We start from the raw sequence: 16,520 nt of genomic DNA on the forward strand, positions 1-16,520 counted from the left end.
TCCCTGTTTTTGGCAGATGGCACTTCACTATGATAGGGGGTGATATCAGAAAAGAGAAGATTGTTGTGGGATGGAAGGGGCGCTGCCCACGGACGGCACCGCAGTCTGCAAGGCCTGCCACAGAGCATCGACCAGTTCGGGGGCCTGGGCAATATCCGGCGTGTGCAAAAAGAGATACGGCGTGGTGGTGTGTTCCCACGAGGCCAGTTTTTCCAGCCAGACGGCGAACAGCGCCTGGTTTTGCGGCATGTTATCGCTGCCGATAAACCTGACCATGGGGTTCTGCGCGGTCACCACGGCATGAACGGGCACTTTTGGCTTTTTACGCTGCGCCTCAATGATGGCCTCACTGTGCGGTATCGCGCTGTGCACCGGACGGCTATCGAGGATCACCCGGTTAACGGAACGCTCGAGAAGGCCGCGGTTGAGCGCTTTTTCTGCTTCGCCCTTCGCAAAGAAGTCCTGGTGTCGAACTTCCACGCCGTAGGTAAACTCCCGGGGCAGGGCGTCCAGAAACGTCCACAGTGCGGGCAGGTCGCGCGGGCCAAAGACGGCCGGAAGCTGCAGCCAGTACTGGCCAATGCGGTTTGCCAGAGGCGCCATCCGGGCAAAGAATTCGTCGGTCAACTCACCGCAGTTTCGCAGCGCGGCCTGGTGAGAAATGGTCGCCGGAAACTTGAAGCAGAAGCGGAAGTCGTCGGTCGTTTGTTCCCGCCAGCGCGCAACAATCTCGGCTTTCGGGAGCGCATAAAGGGTAGTGTTACCCTCGACGCAGTTGAAGTGTCGGGCATACTCTTCAAGGCTGGTGATGCCAAGGCGCACCCATTTCGGGTGCGACCACTGGGGTAAACCGACATACATCATAGCGCGCTGACAATCTCATCCGTGCTGCGCACGCGGCCGATGCGCGGGAAGATGTGGGTCATGCTGCCCTGGTGCTGTTCCGCGGAGGCCGCGCTGCAGGCATCTTCGGCGATCACCAGATTAAAGCCGAGCTCCCACGCGTTGCGGGCAGTCGATTCCACGCCGATGTTGGTGGAAATACCGCACAGGATAATGGTGTCAATGCCGCGACGGCGGAGCTGCAGCTCAAGATCGGTGCCGTAAAATGCGCCCCACTGGCGTTTAGTGACTTCGATGTCGCTGTCGCGTTTGCCAAGCGAGACCGGGTACGTCCACCAGTTTTCCGGCAGGGCTCGCGCGGGTGCCTGCGCATCAACGGGCTGTTTTAACGCTTCGGCATAATCCGCAGACCAGCCGACGCGCACCATGACAACCGGGGCACCGCTGGCGCGGCATTTTTCTGCCAGGCGGGCGGCGCGGCTGACTACATCGTCCGCGGTATGCGGGCCACCGGCGAAGGGCAAAATGCCTTCCTGTAAATCAATGACTACAAGCGCGGTTTTTCTGGCATCAAGGGTTAACATCGTTACTCCCGTTAAATTAATCACTTCCAGACACCATACGACGTGATGGCCTGTTATTGGTCGCATAATTTTGTTAATTTTTGTGAGAATGCGCAATAAGAGTGCAGCAAACGACCGCCTGGCCGTGGTTCGCTCTTATCGTCCGGCGGAATTTCCAGTATAATAGCCGCCTTTTTTCATCCAGTTGTGACATACAGAAAGCTGCGACATAGTAGCCTGCATACCAGGCGACATTTAGCCTGCGGCTAATTAAGGGATATCTCATGCGTACAGAATATTGCGGGCAGCTGCGTCAGTCCCACGTCGGACAGCAGGTCACCCTGTGTGGTTGGGTCAATCGTCGTCGTGATCTTGGTAGCCTTATCTTCATCGATATGCGCGACCGCGAAGGTATCGTTCAGGTGTTCTTCGATCCGGATCGCGCAGATGCGTTGAAGCTGGCCTCTGAGCTGCGTAATGAGTTCTGCATTCAGGTCACTGGCACCGTACGTGCGCGTGACGAGAAAAACGTTAACGCCGACATGGCGACGGGTGCCATTGAAGTGCTGGCGTCCGATCTGACGATCATCAACCGTGCTGAAGCGCTGCCGCTGGACTCCAACCACGTCAACACCGAAGAAGCGCGTCTGAAATACCGCTACCTGGATCTGCGTCGCCCGGAAATGGCTCAGCGCCTGAAAACCCGTGCGAAAATCACCAGCCTGGTGCGTCGCTTTATGGATGACCACGGTTTCCTCGATATCGAAACCCCGATGCTGACCAAAGCCACGCCGGAAGGCGCGCGTGATTACCTGGTGCCATCCCGCGTTCATAAAGGCAAATTCTACGCGCTGCCGCAGTCTCCACAGCTGTTCAAACAGCTGCTGATGATGTCCGGATTCGATCGCTACTATCAGATCGTGAAATGCTTCCGCGACGAAGACCTGCGTGCTGACCGCCAGCCTGAATTTACCCAGATCGATGTGGAAACCTCCTTCATGACCGCCGAGCAGGTGCGTGAAGTGATGGAAGCCCTGGTGCGTAGCCTGTGGAATGACGTGAAAGGCGTTGAGCTGGGCGATTTCCCAATCATGACCTTCGCGGAAGCCGAGCGTCGCTATGGCTCTGACAAACCAGACCTGCGTAACCCAATGGAGCTGGTAGACGTAGCTGATCTGGTTAAAAACGTGGAGTTCGCGGTATTCGCGGGCCCGGCTAACGACGCCAAAGGCCGCGTAGCAGCGCTGCGTGTACCGGGCGGAGCGGCTCTGAGCCGTAAGCAGATCGACGACTACGGTAACTTCATCAAGATCTACGGCGCGAAAGGTCTGGCCTATATTAAAGTGACCGAACGTGCGAAAGGTCTGGAAGGTATCACCAGCCCGGTCGCGAAATTCCTGAACGCAGACATCGTTGAAGCGATCCTGGAGCGCACCGGCGCGCAGGACGGCGACATGATCTTCTTCGGTGCAGACAACAAGAAAGTCGTTGCGGATGCGATGGGCGCGCTGCGTCTGAAGCTCGGCAAAGACCTGAACCTGACCGACGAGAGCAAATGGGCGCCGCTGTGGGTTATCGACTTCCCAATGTTTGAAGACGACGGTGAAGGCGGCCTGACCGCGATGCATCACCCGTTCACCTCACCAAAAGAGATGACAGCGGCAGAGCTGAAAGCGGCACCGGAAGAGGCGGTCGCCAACGCCTACGATATGGTCATTAACGGCTACGAAGTGGGCGGCGGTTCCGTGCGTATTCACAGCGGTGAAATGCAGCAGACCGTGTTCGGCATCCTGGGCATCAACGAGCAGGAGCAGCGTGAGAAATTCGGCTTCCTTCTGGACGCGCTGAAATACGGTACGCCTCCGCACGCGGGTCTGGCTTTCGGTCTTGACCGTCTGACCATGCTGCTGACCGGCACCGATAACATCCGTGATGTGATCGCCTTCCCGAAAACCACTGCCGCCGCGTGTCTGATGACCGAAGCGCCAAGCTTTGCCAACCCGGCCGCACTGGCTGAGCTGGGCATTGAGGTGGTGAAGAAGGAAGAGAAAAACTGATATGACATATAAGCTCCCCGTTTCGGTCCTGGTGGTCATTTATGCAGAAGACACGAAGCGGGTGCTGATGTTGCAGCGGCGCGATGATCCTGAATTCTGGCAGTCGGTTACCGGCAGTCTGGAAGAGGGAGAAACCGCGCCGCAGGCCGCCGCGCGTGAAGTAAAGGAAGAGGTCGCCATTGACGTTGCCCGCGAGCAACTGACCCTGAAGGACTGTCAGCGCACGGTGGAGTTTGAAATTTTTAGCCATTTACGTCATCGCTACGCGCCGGGTACCGAGCGCAATACGGAGTCCTGGTTCTGTCTCGCGCTCCCCCATGAACGGGAGATCGTGTTTACCGAACACCTGACCTACCGCTGGGTGAATGCGGCGGATGCCGCCGCACTGACCAAGTCGTGGAGCAACCGGCAGGCGATTGAAGAATTTGTAATTAACGCAGCCTGAAAAGGCGCGATTTTTGGAGAACTTTTTATGGCAGGTCATAGTAAGTGGGCCAACACCAAACACCGCAAAGCGGCACAGGATGCCAAGCGCGGTAAGATCTTTACCAAAATCATTCGCGAGCTGGTGACGGCAGCGCGTCTGGGCGGCGGTGACCCGGCTTCTAACCCGCGTCTGCGCGCGGCGGTGGATAAAGCGCTGTCCAACAACATGACGCGTGACACCCTAAACCGTGCTATCGCACGTGGCGTGGGTGGCGATGAAGACGCGAACATGGAAACCATCATCTATGAAGGTTACGGTCCTGGCGGTACGGCGGTAATGGTTGAGTGCCTGTCCGACAACCGTAACCGTACCGTTGCGGAAGTGCGCCACGCGTTCACCAAAACCGGTGGCAACCTGGGCACTGACGGTTCCGTTGCGTACCTGTTCAGCAAAAAAGGCGTCATCTCTTTCGAGAAAGGCGACGAAGATGCGATCATGGAAGCGGCGCTGGAAGCCGGTGCGGAAGACGTGGTGACCTTTGACGACGGTGCTATCGACGTTTACACCGCGTGGGAAGAGATGGGTGCCGTGCGCGATGCGCTGGAAGCGGCTGGCCTGAAAGCGGACAACGCTGAAGTCTCCATGATTCCGTCCACCAAAGCGGACATGGATGCAGAAACGGCACCAAAACTGCTGCGTCTGATCGACATGCTCGAAGACTGCGACGACGTGCAGGAAGTGTACCACAACGGTGAAATCTCTGATGAGGTTGCAGCGACTCTCTGATGAGAGCGTGTAGATCCGTTACAGGAGACGCGTGATGTCGATTATTCTCGGGATTGACCCAGGCTCACGCGTCACCGGGTATGGCGTTATCCGTCAGGTGGGACGCCAGTTAACCTACCTCGGCAGCGGCTGTATTCGCACCAAAGTGGACGATCTGCCTTCGCGCCTGAAGCTCATTTATGCGGGCGTGTCGGAGATCATCACCCAGTTTCAGCCGGACTATTTCGCCATCGAACAAGTCTTTATGGCGAAAAACGCCGATTCGGCGCTAAAGCTCGGTCAGGCGCGTGGAGTGGCCATCGTGGCTGCGGTAAACCAGGATTTGCCGGTATTTGAATACGCGGCACGTCAGGTCAAGCAGACGGTGGTGGGCATCGGTAGCGCGGAGAAAAGTCAGGTGCAGCACATGGTGCGTACCCTGCTGAAGCTCCCTGCAAACCCGCAGGCTGACGCCGCGGATGCGCTGGCGATTGCAATTACCCACTGTCACGTCAGCCAGAACGCGATGCAAATGAGCGAGTCGCGGCTCAATCTGGCGCGAGGCAGGTTACGATAATGACAAATCAGGCTGGATGTTTATCCAGCCTTTTTTTATTATGTCGGCAGTTAATTTCTTCCAGAACGCAGGAGCGTCACGTGATAGGCAGACTCAGAGGCATCATCATTGAAAAACAACCCCCGTTAGTGCTGCTGGAAGTGGGTGGCGTGGGCTATGAAGTCCATATGCCGATGACCTGCTTCTACGAGCTGCCGGACGCGGGCAAAGAGGCGATTATCTTTACTCAGTTTGTGGTGCGTGAAGATGCTCAACTGCTGTACGGCTTCAACAACAAACAGGAACGCACGCTGTTCCGCGAGCTGATTAAAACCAACGGCGTAGGGCCAAAGTTGGCTCTGGCGATCTTATCCGGCATGTCAGCGCCACAGTTTGTGAATGCCGTTGAGCGTGAAGATCCTGCTGCGCTGATTAAGCTTCCTGGCATTGGTAAGAAAACGGCAGAGCGCCTGATTGTCGAGATGAAAGACCGCTTCAAAGGCCTGCATGGCGATCTCTTCACGCCGGCGGCCGATCTGGTGCTGACCTCCCCAGGCGCGCCTGCGACGGATGATGACGCCGAGCAGGAAGCGGTTGCCGCGCTGGTGGCGCTGGGCTATAAACCTCAGGAGGCCAGCCGCATGGTAAGTAAAATTGCCAAACCGGACGCCAGCAGTGAAACCCTGATTCGTGAAGCGCTGCGCGCTGCATTGTGAGGTAAAGGATGATTGAAGCAGACCGCCTGGTTTCGGCAGGCACTGTTCAGGCAGAGGATGTGGTGGATCGCGCGATTCGCCCAAAACTGCTTGATGAGTACATTGGCCAGCCGCAGGTTCGTTCCCAGATGGAGATTTTTATCCAGGCGGCAAAACTGCGCGGCGATGCGCTCGATCACCTGCTGATTTTTGGCCCTCCGGGGTTGGGCAAAACCACGCTCGCGAATATCGTCGCTAATGAAATGGGCGTAAACCTGCGCACCACCTCCGGCCCGGTGCTGGAGAAGGCGGGCGATTTGGCGGCCATGCTGACCAACCTCGAACCGCATGACGTGCTGTTTATCGATGAGATCCACCGTCTGTCACCGGTGGTGGAAGAGGTGCTCTATCCGGCGATGGAAGATTATCAGCTGGATATCATGATTGGTGAAGGTCCGGCGGCACGCTCCATCAAAATCGATCTGCCGCCGTTTACCCTGATTGGCGCAACAACGCGAGCCGGGTCGTTGACCTCTCCACTGCGCGACCGCTTCGGTATCGTGCAGCGTCTGGAGTTTTACCAGGTGGCCGACCTCCAGCACATCGTTGGCCGCAGCGCCCGCTATATGGGGCTGGAGATGAGCGAAGAGGGGGCGTTTGAAGTGGCGAAGCGTTCCCGCGGTACACCGCGTATCGCCAACCGCCTGCTGCGCCGCGTGCGTGACTTTGCTGAGGTGAAGCACAACGGTTCGATCTCCGCAGAGATCGCCGCGCAGGCGCTGGATATGCTGAACGTCGATGCCGAAGGTTTTGACTACATGGACCGCAAGCTGCTGCTGGCGGTGCTGGACAAGTTCTTTGGTGGCCCGGTCGGGCTGGATAACCTGGCGGCGGCAATCGGGGAAGAGCGTGAAACCATTGAGGATGTGCTTGAACCGTATCTGATCCAGCAGGGCTTCCTGCAGCGCACACCGCGTGGCCGCATGGCGACGGTGCGGGCGTGGAATCATTTCGGCATTACGCCACCGGCAATGCCGTAAGCAGCGATAATTTGTAGCCCCGGTAAGCGAAGCGCCACCGGGGACATGTCCACTACTGCGCGGTCTTCTTCATCATACTGAAGATAAACAGCACCGCTGCACTCAGCACCACGGACGGCCCCGCAGGCGTGTCATAGAACGCCGAGAAGGTGAGTCCACCCGTTACCGCAATCATTCCGACAATCACGGCCACACCGGCCATCTGCTCCGGCGTACGGGCAAAACGACGCGCCGTAGCCGCAGGGATGATCAGCAGTGACGTAATAATCAGCGCCCCGACAAACTTCATCGCCACGCCAATGGTTAACGCCGTTACCAGCATCAGCAGCAGCTTAACGCGCTGCAGCTTCACGCCGTCGACAAACGCCAGGTCCGGGCTGACGGTCATGGCCAGCAGGTTACGCCACTGCCAGAGCAAAATGCCGAGCACCACCGCAACGCCAATCGCGATAGCGATGAGATCGTCTGGCGTGACGGCCAGCAGGTCACCGAACAGGTAAGCCATCAGATCCACGCGGATATTCGACATTAGACTGACCACCACCAGGCCCAGCGACAGGGCACTGTGCGCCATGATGCCAAGCAGGGTATCGATGGCGAGGTGAGGGCGCTTTTCCAGCCAGACCAGACCGGCCGCCAGCAGCAGCGTGACCACAATCACCGCGTAGAACGGGTTGACGTTCAGCAGCAGGCCAAAAGCCACACCCAGCAGGGACGCGTGCGCCAGGGTATCACCGAAGTAAGACATTCTGCGCCACACCACAAACGAGCCGAGCGGGCCCGCGGCGCAGGCAAGCATAATCCCGGCCAGCCAGCCGGGCAGTAACAGTTCAATCATGAGTGTCCATTTCCCCGACGCAGAACGATTCGTCCCTGCAAATCATGGCGATGATTATGATGATGGCGATAGATGCCGAGCTGTTCAGCGCCGCGAGGGCCGAACATGGAGATAAATTCCGGGTGCATGGAGACCACTTCAGGCGTGCCGGAGCAGCAGATATGGTGGTTAAGACACAGCACTTCGTCAGTCTTTGCCATCACCAGATGCAGGTCGTGGGATACCATCAGTACCGCACAGTTCAGTTCCCGGCGCAGCTGGTCAATGAGGTCGTATAGCGCGACCTGGCCGTTGACGTCTACACCCTGCGTTGGCTCATCCAGTACCAGCAGCTGCGGGCTGCTGAGCAACGCGCGGGCAAGTAAAACGCGCTGCGTTTCTCCACCGGACAGTTTTTGCAGCGGCGCATCGACAAGATGGCCCGCCTGCACGCGCTTCAGCGCCGGGAGAATATCGGCTTTACGCGTGCCGGGACGCAGGCGCAGGAAACGGCTCACCGTCAGCGGCAGTGTGGCGTCGAGGTGCAGTTTTTGCGGCACATAGCCGATGCGCAATTTTTCCTCGCGCCTGATCACGCCTTCATCGGGTGCGACCAGACCCAGTACCACACGTACCAGAGTGGATTTGCCTGCGCCATTGGGGCCGAGCAGCGTCAGAATTTTGCCGGGCTTCAGATCGAGCGACACGTCAGAGAGGACGCGGCGCTGGCCAAATGAGACCGAAATATTTTCAAGGGAAACCAATGTCGTCATGTCATTTTAAGCTTGAAGAAGTCAACGAATGTTATAATATCACATTCCACGCATTCACTACGATGATTAGTCGCATTATGTTACATAAAAATACGCTTCTTTTCGCAGCATTATCCGCTGCCCTTTGGGGTACAACCGCACAAGATGTTAACGCTGCGGTTGTCGCTTCGCTTAAACCACTCGGGTTCATCGCGTCAGCCATTGCTGACGGGGTAACAGAAACCCAGGTTCTGCTCCCGGATGGTGCATCGGAGCATGATTATTCCCTGCGCCCTTCCGATGTAAAACGCTTACAAAACGCGGACTTAGTTGTCTGGATCGGTCCGGAAATGGAAGCGTTTATGCAGAAGTCAGCAAAACAGGTGGCGGGTGAAAAACAGGTCGCGATTGCCGACCTCCCCGGCGTGAAACCGTTACTCATGAAAGGGGCGGATGACGACGGCGACGAACATGACCATCATGCTGCCGACGGTGAAAAAGGTGATGGAGATCACCATCACGGCGAGTACAACATGCATCTTTGGTTATCCCCAGAGATAGCGCGGCTTTCAGCGGTTGCAATCCATGACAAATTAGTGGAACTTATGCCGCAAAGTCGAGCCAAACTAGACGCCAACCTGAAGGATTTTGAGGCACAATTAGCCGCAACCGATAAGCAGGTTGGTAATGAGCTCGCACCGTTGAAAGGAAAAGGGTATTTCGTTTTTCATGACGCCTACGGCTATTACGAAAAACACTACGGTTTGACCCCGCTGGGTCATTTTACCGTCAACCCTGAAATTCAACCTGGTGCGCAGCGTTTACATGAAATCAGAACACAGCTGGTTGAGCAAAAAGCGACATGCGTTTTTGCTGAGCCACAGTTCAGGCCAGCGGTCGTAGAAGCCGTGGCCAGGGGGACATCCGTGCGCATGGGGACCCTTGACCCGCTAGGAACGAATATCCAGTTGAGCAAAGCGAGCTATTCGCAGTTCCTCAGCCAACTGGCGAACCAGTATGCGAGCTGCCTGAAAGGAGATTAACGAGGAAGTGAATACGTGCAACAGATAGCCCGCTCTGTCGCCCTGGCATTTAACAATCTGCCTCGACCCCACCGCGTCATGCTGGGGTCGCTTACAGTACTCACCTTAGCGGTCGCCGTCTGGCGGCCCTATGTTTACCACCCGAGTTCTGCCCCTATCATCAAAACCATCGAGCTTGAAAAGAGCGAAATCCGCTCTTTGCTGCCTGAAGCCAGCGAGCCTATCGACCAGTCGGCTCAGGAAGATGAAGCTATTCCACAGGATGAACTGGACGATAAAACCGAGAACGAAGCGGGTATTCACGAATATGTTGTTTCTACCGGGGACACGCTGAGCAGCGTGCTGAACCAGTACGGCATCGACATGGGGAATATCAGCCAGCTGGCGGCGGCAGATAAAGATCTTCGCAACCTGAAAATTGGGCAACAGCTCTCCTGGACGTTAACGGCCGATGGCGATCTGCAGCGTCTGACCTGGGAAATGTCCCGCCGCGAAACCCGCACCTACGATCGCACGGCAACGGGCTTTAAAATGACCAGCGAAATGCAGAAGGGCGACTGGGTAAACAGCGTTCTGAAAGGCACCGTGGGGGCAAGCTTTGTTTCCAGCGCGCGTGATGCAGGGTTGACCAGCGCTGAAATCAGTTCGGTGATCAAAGCCATGCAGTGGCAGATGGATTTCCGCAAACTGAAGAAGGGCGATGAGTTCTCCGTTCTGATGTCCCGCGAAATGCTGGATGGTAAGCGCGAGCAAAGCCAGCTGCTGGGCGTGCGTCTGCGCTCCGAGGGCAAAGATTACTACGCGATCCGTGCCGAAGACGGTAAGTTCTACGACCGCAGCGGTACGGGCCTTGCAAAAGGCTTCCTGCGCTTCCCGACGGCTAAACAGTTCCGCGTCTCCTCGAACTTTAACCCGCGTCGTCTGAACCCGGTAACCGGGCGTGTCGCACCACACCGTGGCGTTGACTTTGCCATGCCGCAGGGGACACCGGTTCTGGCGGTAGGGGATGGTGAAGTGGTGGTGGCCAAACGTAGCGGTGCAGCCGGGTATTACGTCGCGGTACGTCATGGCCGTACGTATACGACCCGCTACATGCACCTGCGTAGGCTGCTGGTTAAACCGGGCCAGAAGGTGAAACGTGGCGATCGTATTGCGATCTCTGGTAATACCGGACGCTCTACCGGCCCGCATCTGCACTATGAAGTGTGGATTAACCAACAGGCTGTGAACCCGCTGACGGCGAAACTGCCGCGCACCGAAGGCCTGACAGGTAAAGATCGTACTGATTATCTGGCGCAGGTGAAAGAGGTATTGCCGCAGCTGAGCTTAGACTAAGCCCTCTGTTTTTGTTAAAAAAGCCGGCGCACACTGACGCCGGCTTTTTCTTTTGTGCGCGGACGACTGCCTCGCTACACTATCTGAATAATTTTTTGCGTCATCAGACCCTGGATCCAGCATGGAAACCCAAAAAAACAATATTGAATACATTCCTGAGTTTGAAAAATCCTTTCGTCATCCGCGCAACTGGGGCGCCTGGCTTGGCGTTTATGCCTTTGCGGGGATAGCGATGCTGCCGGCTTCCGTCCGCGATCCTGTCCTGGGTAAAATTGGCCGTCTGGCCGGACGTTTTGGCAAGAGTGCCCGCCGTCGCGCGCAGATCAACCTCTATTACTGTTTTCCGGAAAAGAGTGATGCCGAGCGCGAGGCAATCATTGATGAGATGTATACCACCGCACCGCAGGCCATGGCGATGATGGCGGAGCTGGCGCTGAAAGGGCCGGATAAAATTGTCGATCGCGTTGACTGGAAAGGGCTGGAAATCATCGAGGAGATGCGTCGCAATGACGAGAAAGTCATTTTTCTTGTCCCACACGGCTGGGGCGTTGATATTCCGGCGATGCTGATGGCCTCTCAGGGCCAGAAGATGGCGGCAATGTTCCACAATCAGGGCAATAAGATTTTCGATTTTGTCTGGAATACGGTGCGCCGTCGTTTTGGTGGACGCCTGCATGCCCGTAACGATGGCATTAAGCCCTTCATTCAGTCGGTACGCCAGGGGTACTGGGGCTACTATCTGCCGGATCAGGACCATGGCCCCGAGCACAGCGAGTTTGTCGATTTCTTTGCGACTTATAAAGCGACGCTCCCCGCGATTGGTCGCCTGATGAAAGTTTGTCGTGCCCGGGTGATCCCGCTGTTCCCGGTCTATGACGGCAAAACGCATCGCCTGAGTATTGAGGTTCGTCCGCCGATGGACGATCTGCTCACCGCCGATGACCACACCATTGCGCGTCGGATGAACGAAGAGGTGGAGATTCTGGTGGGACCGCATGCGGAACAGTACACGTGGATTTTGAAGCTGCTTAAAACGCGCAAACCGGGTGAAACAGAGCCGTATAAACGCAAAGAGCTGTATCCAACGAAATAAAAAAAGCCCTCTCCATCTGGAGAGGGCTTTTTAACAGAGACATTATTATTCGACGGTCATAACGCGGGTGGTGTTGGTTGAGCCGATGGTGCTCATCACATCGCCCTGGGTCACAATGACGATATCACCGGACACCAGATAGCCTTTGTCGCGCAGCAGGTTTACGGCATCGTGCGCGGCGGCCACGCCGTCATTGGTGCTGTCGAAGTGAACCGGCGTCACGCCGCGGTACAGCGCCGTCAGGTTCAGCGTACGTTCGTGACGGGACATGGCGAAGATCGGCAGACCCGAGCTGATACGCGAGGTCATCAGCGCGGTGCGGCCAGATTCGGTCATGGTAATGATCGCGGTAACGCCCTTAAGATGGTTTGCCGCATACATTGCCGACATCGCAATCGCTTCTTCCACGTTGTCGAACTGCACGTCCAGACGGTGTTTAGAGACGTTGATGCTAGGGATCTTTTCAGCGCCCAGGCAGACGCGCGCCATGGCGGCCACGGTTTCTGCCGGATACTGGCCCGCTGCGGTTTCTGCGGAGAGCATCACCGCATCGGTACCGTCCAGCACGGCGTTTGCCACGTCCATGACTTCGGCACGGGTTGGCATCGGGTTAGTGATCATCGATTCCATCATCTGAGTCGCGGTGATCACCGCGCGGTTCAGCTGACGTGCGCGACGAATCAGGGCCTTCTGAATACCGACCAGCTCAGGGTCGCCGATTTCCACACCCAGGTCGCCGCGCGCAACCATCACCACGTCAGACGCGAGGATCACGTCGTCCATGGCATCCTGATCGCAAACGGCTTCTGCACGCTCAACTTTGGCGACGATTTTGGCATCGCAGCCTGCATCGCGTGCCAGGCGACGCGCATAGTTCAGATCTTCGCCGCAGCGCGGGAAGGAGACAGCAAGGTAATCAACGCCGATCAGCGCAGCCGTCACGATGTCCGCTTTGTCTTTATCGGTGAGCGCCTCTGCAGAGAGGCCGCCGCCCAGTTTGTTGATGCCTTTATTGTTGGAGAGCGGGCCGCCGACGGTAACTTCGGTGAACACTTTCATGCCCTGAACTTCCAGCACTTTCAGCTGTACGCGGCCATCATCAAGCAGCAGGATATCGCCAGGTACGACGTCAGCCGGGAGGCCTTTATAGTCGATACCGACTTTTTCTTTATCGCCTTCACCTTTGCCCAGGTTGGCATCCAGCAGAAATTTGTCGCCGATATTGAGGAAAACTTTCCCCTCTTTAAAGGTGGAGACACGAATTTTTGGACCCTGCAAATCGCCGAGGATAGCAACGTGGCGGCCCAGTTTTGCTGCGATTTCACGCACTTTATCGGCACGTAATTTATGGTCTTCTGGCGTACCGTGAGAGAAGTTCATACGCACCACGTTGGCACCGGCGGCGATAATTTTTTCGAGATTATTATCGCGATCGGTGGCCGGGCCTAAGGTGGTTACGATCTTGGTTCTGCGAAGCCTTCTGGACATGTAATACTCCGTTGACTGAAACAACTTTGGTGTTGCGTGAACATTGAATCGGCCTTCATCTGCTGCAAGGCAGCGGCGAGGGGACCGAATGCCGTAAATCGTTACATCGTCATTATTCGTGACGTCTTCGTTATCAACTATCAGGGAACATCGCTCTTTATAAGCAATTCTTTATCAAAACGCGATTCCTTCAGCGCTTCCTTGACCCGCTTCAAGTTATCCCGGAATTTTGCCCCCCGACGTAAGGTAAAACCGGTCGCGAGCACGTCAATCACGGTGAGCTGGGCCAGGCGGGAGACCATCGGCATATAAATGTCGGTGTCTTCCGGCACGTCGAGGGTGATCGCCAGCGTTGCCTCACGCGCCAGCGGCGTGCCTGCCGTTGTGAGGGCAATCACCATGGCATCGTTTTCACGGGCCAGCTGCGCCAGCTCTACCTGACTCTTGGTGCGGCCGGTATGCGAAATCAGTACCACGACGTCATCTTCACTGCAATTCATACAGCTCATGCGTTGCAGGACAATGTCATCGGAATAAATCACCGGGACGTTAAAGCGGAAAAATTTGTTCATGGCGTCATGCGCGACGGCTGCCGACGACCCGAGCCCAAAGAACGCAATTCGCTTGGCCTGGGTGAGTAAATCCACCGCGCGATTCACGGAGCTCATGTCCAGTGACTGACGGACGTGGTCGAGCGAAGCCATGGCCGACTCAAAAATTTTCGCGGTATAGGCATCAACGCTGTCGTCTTCATCCACATTACGATTAACATAAGGGGTGCCGTTAGCCAGACTTTGCGCCAGATGCAGTTTAAAATCAGGAAAGCCGCGCGTTTCCAGGCTGCGGCAAAAGCGATTGACCGTGGGTTCGCTAACACCCGCTTCCTGTGCCAGAGCGGCGATGCTTGAATGAATCGCCTGAGCGGGAGAGGCGAGAATGACCTCGGCCACTTTTCGCTCGGATTTGCTAAGGTGTTCCAGTTGAAACTGGATTTTTTCCAGCATGTTCATGTTAACAGGATGCTCATGGGTGTAAACGATTTCATAAATTGATGAAATCGTGATTCGATTTAGCCGATATTACCCTTGTGGCTTCCATTAAGGGTAACAATCGACAAGATAATGTTGTTGTTTTTTTTCATTACTTGATCGGTGTCGGGTTTTGCTATGACCCTGTTGCGCAAAGAAACGACGGTTGTTGCGTCATTAAGCCGTCGAAATCATCCGAAGGGTGAAAAATCGCGGTATCGCACGCGACGATAAGCGCTAATGGTTTCGGGAATGACGTAAAAGCAGTACAGTGCATTGTAATAAAATTACAACGATACCTGGCAGAAGTACCAGGTGATCCAACTGAGGAGAATGACATGGCGGTAACGCAAACAGCCCAGGCATGTGACCTGGTCATTTTCGGCGCGAAAGGCGATCTTGCACGCCGAAAATTGCTGCCTTCCCTGTATCAACTGGAGAAAGCGGGCCAAATTCATCCGGATACCCGTATTCTGGGTGTAGGGCGCGCCGACTGGGACAAGGACGCTTATACTAAAGTTGTCCGCGAGGCGCTCGAAACTTTCATGAAGGAAAAAATTGATGAAAGTTTGTGGGATACCCTGAGTGGACGTCTCGATTTCTGCAACCTGGACGTTAATGATGTCAGCGCGTTTACCCGCTTAGGCGCGATGCTGGATCAGAAAAACCGTGTCACGATTAACTATTTCGCCATGCCGCCAAGCACCTTCGGCGCCATCTGTAAAGGCCTGGGCGAAGCCAAACTGAACGCCAAACCGGCGCGCGTCGTGATGGAGAAGCCGCTGGGTACGTCGCTGGCAACCTCGCGTGAAATCAACGACCAGGTGGGCGAGTTCTTTGAAGAGTGCCAGGTCTACCGTATCGACCACTATCTCGGTAAAGAGACGGTACTGAACCTGCTGGCCCTGCGTTTTGCCAACTCCCTGTTTGTGAATAACTGGGACAACCGCACTATCGACCACGTGGAAATCACCGTGGCAGAAGAGGTGGGTATTGAAGGCCGCTGGGGTTACTTTGACCAGGCCGGCCAGATGCGCGATATGATCCAGAACCACCTGCTGCAGATTCTGTGCATGATTGCCATGTCTCCACCGTCTGACCTGACGGCGGACAGCATCCGTGACGCAAAAGTGAAAGTGCTGAAATCGCTGCGCCGCATCGACCGCTCCAATGTGCGTGAGAAAACCGTTCGCGGCCAGTACACCGCCGGGTTTGCGCAGGGCAAAAAAGTGCCGGGCTACCTGGAAGAAGAGGGCGCGAACAAGTCCAGCAACACCGAGACGTTCGTGGCGATCCGCGTGGACATCGACGACTGGCGCTGGGCGGGTGTTCCGTTCTACCTGCGCACCGGTAAGCGTCTGCCTGCGAAATGTTCCGAAGTGGTTGTCTACTTTAAGAACCCGGAACTGAACCTGTTCAAAGAGTCCTGGCAGGAGCTGCCGCAGAACAAGCTGACCATTCGTCTGCAGCCGGACGAGGGCGTGGATATCCAGATCCTGAACAAAGTGCCGGGCCTGGATCATAAACACAACCTGCAGACCACCAAGCTGGATCTGAGCTACTCCGAAACCTTCAACCAGACGCACCTGGCCGATGCGTACGAGCGTCTGCTGCTGGAAACCATGCGCGGTATTCAGGCGCTGTTCGTGCGTCGCGATGAAGTGGAAGAGGCGTGGAAATGGGTCGACTCCATCACCGAAGCCTGGGCTGCCGATCAGGATGCGCCAAAACCGTATCAGGCGGGTACCTGGGGACCTGTCGCGTCGGTGGCGATGATCACCCGCGATGGCCGCTCCTGGAATGAGTTTGAGTAAGATAATCCGCTAGCCCGAAAGTGTTATTTTACCGGTAACATGATCTAACACAGCTCGTGGCATAATTTTCAACTTTTAAGCTCCGCGTGGATTCACCCGCGGAGCTTTTTTTATTACACTGCCGGAAGTGATTTTGCCCCTGAGCTCCGGACAGCAAGCGTTTCAGCGTTGTTAACAACTGCCAGCGACTTTGTAAACTCCCGA

The 16,520-nt window shown here is 56.1% G+C and carries 16 protein-coding genes; 10 read left to right on the forward strand and 6 right to left on the reverse strand.

Annotated features, from left to right (window positions below):
* Window positions 1-45 precede the first annotated feature (45 nt).
* Together BMW97_RS00120 and BMW97_RS00125 are read right to left on the reverse strand one after the other, a co-directional pair.
* Window positions 46-864 (reverse strand): DUF72 domain-containing protein, encoded by an 819-nt coding sequence (locus tag BMW97_RS00120; RefSeq protein WP_045908205.1) that lies wholly within the window; start codon window positions 862-864, stop codon window positions 46-48.
* A complete protein-coding gene (locus BMW97_RS00125) occupies window positions 861-1,427 on the reverse strand; it encodes a hydrolase (protein WP_045908206.1) in 567 nt (188 codons plus the stop codon). Before BMW97_RS00125 ends, BMW97_RS00120 begins: the two co-directional genes overlap by 4 nt.
* Window positions 1,428-1,690: 263 nt before the next feature.
* Between BMW97_RS00125 and aspS the strand changes: the two genes are divergently transcribed.
* The 6 genes from aspS to ruvB all read left to right on the forward strand — a co-directional run bounded on the left by aspS (window position 1,691) and on the right by ruvB (window position 6,946).
* The gene (gene aspS / locus BMW97_RS00135) at window positions 1,691-3,463 is read left to right on the forward strand and encodes an aspartate--tRNA ligase (RefSeq protein ID WP_032675040.1); all 1,773 of its coding nucleotides are present in this window, start codon (window positions 1,691-1,693) and stop codon (window positions 3,461-3,463) included.
* A gap of 1 nt (window position 3,464) precedes the next feature.
* Window positions 3,465-3,908: a dihydroneopterin triphosphate diphosphatase gene (nudB, locus tag BMW97_RS00140; RefSeq protein ID WP_008500446.1), complete on the forward strand. Its 444-nt coding sequence runs from the start codon at window positions 3,465-3,467 to the stop codon at window positions 3,906-3,908.
* Window positions 3,909-3,935: 27 nt separating this feature from the next.
* Window positions 3,936-4,676 carry a YebC/PmpR family DNA-binding transcriptional regulator gene (locus tag BMW97_RS00145; protein ID WP_008500447.1) on the forward strand — a complete coding sequence of 247 codons (741 nt, stop codon included), beginning with the start codon at window positions 3,936-3,938 and terminating at the stop codon, window positions 4,674-4,676.
* Between the two features lie 34 nt (window positions 4,677-4,710).
* Entirely contained in the window at window positions 4,711-5,232 is a 522-nt protein-coding gene (gene ruvC / locus BMW97_RS00150) for a crossover junction endodeoxyribonuclease RuvC (protein WP_003859749.1), read from the forward strand.
* 80 nt (window positions 5,233-5,312) lie between these two features.
* A complete protein-coding gene (gene ruvA / locus BMW97_RS00155; RefSeq protein ID WP_045908207.1) occupies window positions 5,313-5,927 on the forward strand; it encodes a Holliday junction branch migration protein RuvA in 615 nt (204 codons plus the stop codon).
* A gap of 8 nt (window positions 5,928-5,935) precedes the next feature.
* On the forward strand, window positions 5,936-6,946 hold the full coding sequence (ruvB, locus tag BMW97_RS00160) for a Holliday junction branch migration DNA helicase RuvB (RefSeq protein ID WP_008500449.1): 1,011 nt from the start codon (window positions 5,936-5,938) through the stop codon (window positions 6,944-6,946).
* A gap of 52 nt (window positions 6,947-6,998) precedes the next feature.
* Here the strand turns inward: ruvB and znuB are convergent, their stop codons facing one another.
* Both znuB and znuC read right to left on the reverse strand, forming a co-directional pair.
* Window positions 6,999-7,784, reverse strand: a complete 786-nt coding sequence (gene znuB, locus BMW97_RS00165) for a zinc ABC transporter permease subunit ZnuB (protein ID WP_045908208.1) — start codon at window positions 7,782-7,784, stop codon at window positions 6,999-7,001.
* Window positions 7,781-8,536 (reverse strand): zinc ABC transporter ATP-binding protein ZnuC, encoded by a 756-nt coding sequence (gene znuC, locus BMW97_RS00170; protein ID WP_045908209.1) that lies wholly within the window; start codon window positions 8,534-8,536, stop codon window positions 7,781-7,783. The genes znuB and znuC overlap by 4 nt, the downstream gene beginning before the upstream one ends.
* Before the next feature lie 77 nt (window positions 8,537-8,613).
* Here znuC and znuA point away from each other — a divergent pair, with 77 nt between their 5' ends.
* The 3 genes from znuA to lpxM all read left to right on the forward strand — a co-directional run bounded on the left by znuA (window position 8,614) and on the right by lpxM (window position 11,986).
* Complete coding sequence (gene znuA, locus BMW97_RS00175) at window positions 8,614-9,558, forward strand: zinc ABC transporter substrate-binding protein ZnuA (RefSeq protein WP_045908280.1); 945 nt, start codon at window positions 8,614-8,616, stop codon at window positions 9,556-9,558.
* 15 nt (window positions 9,559-9,573) lie between these two features.
* Window positions 9,574-10,893 (forward strand): murein DD-endopeptidase MepM, encoded by a 1,320-nt coding sequence (mepM, locus tag BMW97_RS00180; RefSeq protein ID WP_045908210.1) that lies wholly within the window; start codon window positions 9,574-9,576, stop codon window positions 10,891-10,893.
* Window positions 10,894-11,014: 121 nt separating this feature from the next.
* The gene (gene lpxM / locus BMW97_RS00185; RefSeq protein WP_045908211.1) at window positions 11,015-11,986 is read left to right on the forward strand and encodes a lauroyl-Kdo(2)-lipid IV(A) myristoyltransferase; all 972 of its coding nucleotides are present in this window, start codon (window positions 11,015-11,017) and stop codon (window positions 11,984-11,986) included.
* A gap of 45 nt (window positions 11,987-12,031) precedes the next feature.
* On the opposite strand, the gene pyk is transcribed toward lpxM, so the two are convergent.
* On the reverse strand, window positions 12,032-13,474 hold the full coding sequence (gene pyk / locus BMW97_RS00190; RefSeq protein ID WP_008500455.1) for a pyruvate kinase: 1,443 nt from the start codon (window positions 13,472-13,474) through the stop codon (window positions 12,032-12,034).
* Window positions 13,475-13,614: 140 nt separating this feature from the next.
* Window positions 13,615-14,484, reverse strand: a complete 870-nt coding sequence (locus tag BMW97_RS00195) for a MurR/RpiR family transcriptional regulator (RefSeq protein WP_023312229.1) — start codon at window positions 14,482-14,484, stop codon at window positions 13,615-13,617.
* A gap of 356 nt (window positions 14,485-14,840) precedes the next feature.
* Here BMW97_RS00195 and zwf point away from each other — a divergent pair, with 356 nt between their 5' ends.
* Complete coding sequence (gene zwf / locus BMW97_RS00200) at window positions 14,841-16,316, forward strand: glucose-6-phosphate dehydrogenase (RefSeq protein WP_023312228.1); 1,476 nt, start codon at window positions 14,841-14,843, stop codon at window positions 16,314-16,316.
* Window positions 16,317-16,520 lie beyond the last annotated feature (204 nt).

This window comes from Enterobacter sp. NFIX58 (genome assembly GCF_900110475.1).
Classification (GTDB): Bacteria; Pseudomonadota; Gammaproteobacteria; order Enterobacterales; family Enterobacteriaceae; genus Enterobacter; species Enterobacter quasiroggenkampii.

Coding starts and splice junctions, on each gene's coding strand:
- pyk (WP_008500455.1), bottom strand. CDS start 13,474: ATGTCCAGAAGGCTTCGCAGAACCAAGATCGTAACCACCTTAGGCCCG.
- nudB (WP_008500446.1), top strand. CDS start 3,465: ATGACATATAAGCTCCCCGTTTCGGTCCTGGTGGTCATTTATGCAGAA.
- BMW97_RS00120 (WP_045908205.1), bottom strand. CDS start 864: ATGATGTATGTCGGTTTACCCCAGTGGTCGCACCCGAAATGGGTGCGC.
- BMW97_RS00195 (WP_023312229.1), bottom strand. CDS start 14,484: ATGAACATGCTGGAAAAAATCCAGTTTCAACTGGAACACCTTAGCAAA.
- ruvC (WP_003859749.1), top strand. CDS start 4,711: ATGTCGATTATTCTCGGGATTGACCCAGGCTCACGCGTCACCGGGTAT.
- lpxM (WP_045908211.1), top strand. CDS start 11,015: ATGGAAACCCAAAAAAACAATATTGAATACATTCCTGAGTTTGAAAAA.
- znuB (WP_045908208.1), bottom strand. CDS start 7,784: ATGATTGAACTGTTACTGCCCGGCTGGCTGGCCGGGATTATGCTTGCC.
- BMW97_RS00125 (WP_045908206.1), bottom strand. CDS start 1,427: ATGTTAACCCTTGATGCCAGAAAAACCGCGCTTGTAGTCATTGATTTA.
- zwf (WP_023312228.1), top strand. CDS start 14,841: ATGGCGGTAACGCAAACAGCCCAGGCATGTGACCTGGTCATTTTCGGC.
- BMW97_RS00145 (WP_008500447.1), top strand. CDS start 3,936: ATGGCAGGTCATAGTAAGTGGGCCAACACCAAACACCGCAAAGCGGCA.
- aspS (WP_032675040.1), top strand. CDS start 1,691: ATGCGTACAGAATATTGCGGGCAGCTGCGTCAGTCCCACGTCGGACAG.
- znuC (WP_045908209.1), bottom strand. CDS start 8,536: ATGACGACATTGGTTTCCCTTGAAAATATTTCGGTCTCATTTGGCCAG.
- znuA (WP_045908280.1), top strand. CDS start 8,614: ATGTTACATAAAAATACGCTTCTTTTCGCAGCATTATCCGCTGCCCTT.
- ruvB (WP_008500449.1), top strand. CDS start 5,936: ATGATTGAAGCAGACCGCCTGGTTTCGGCAGGCACTGTTCAGGCAGAG.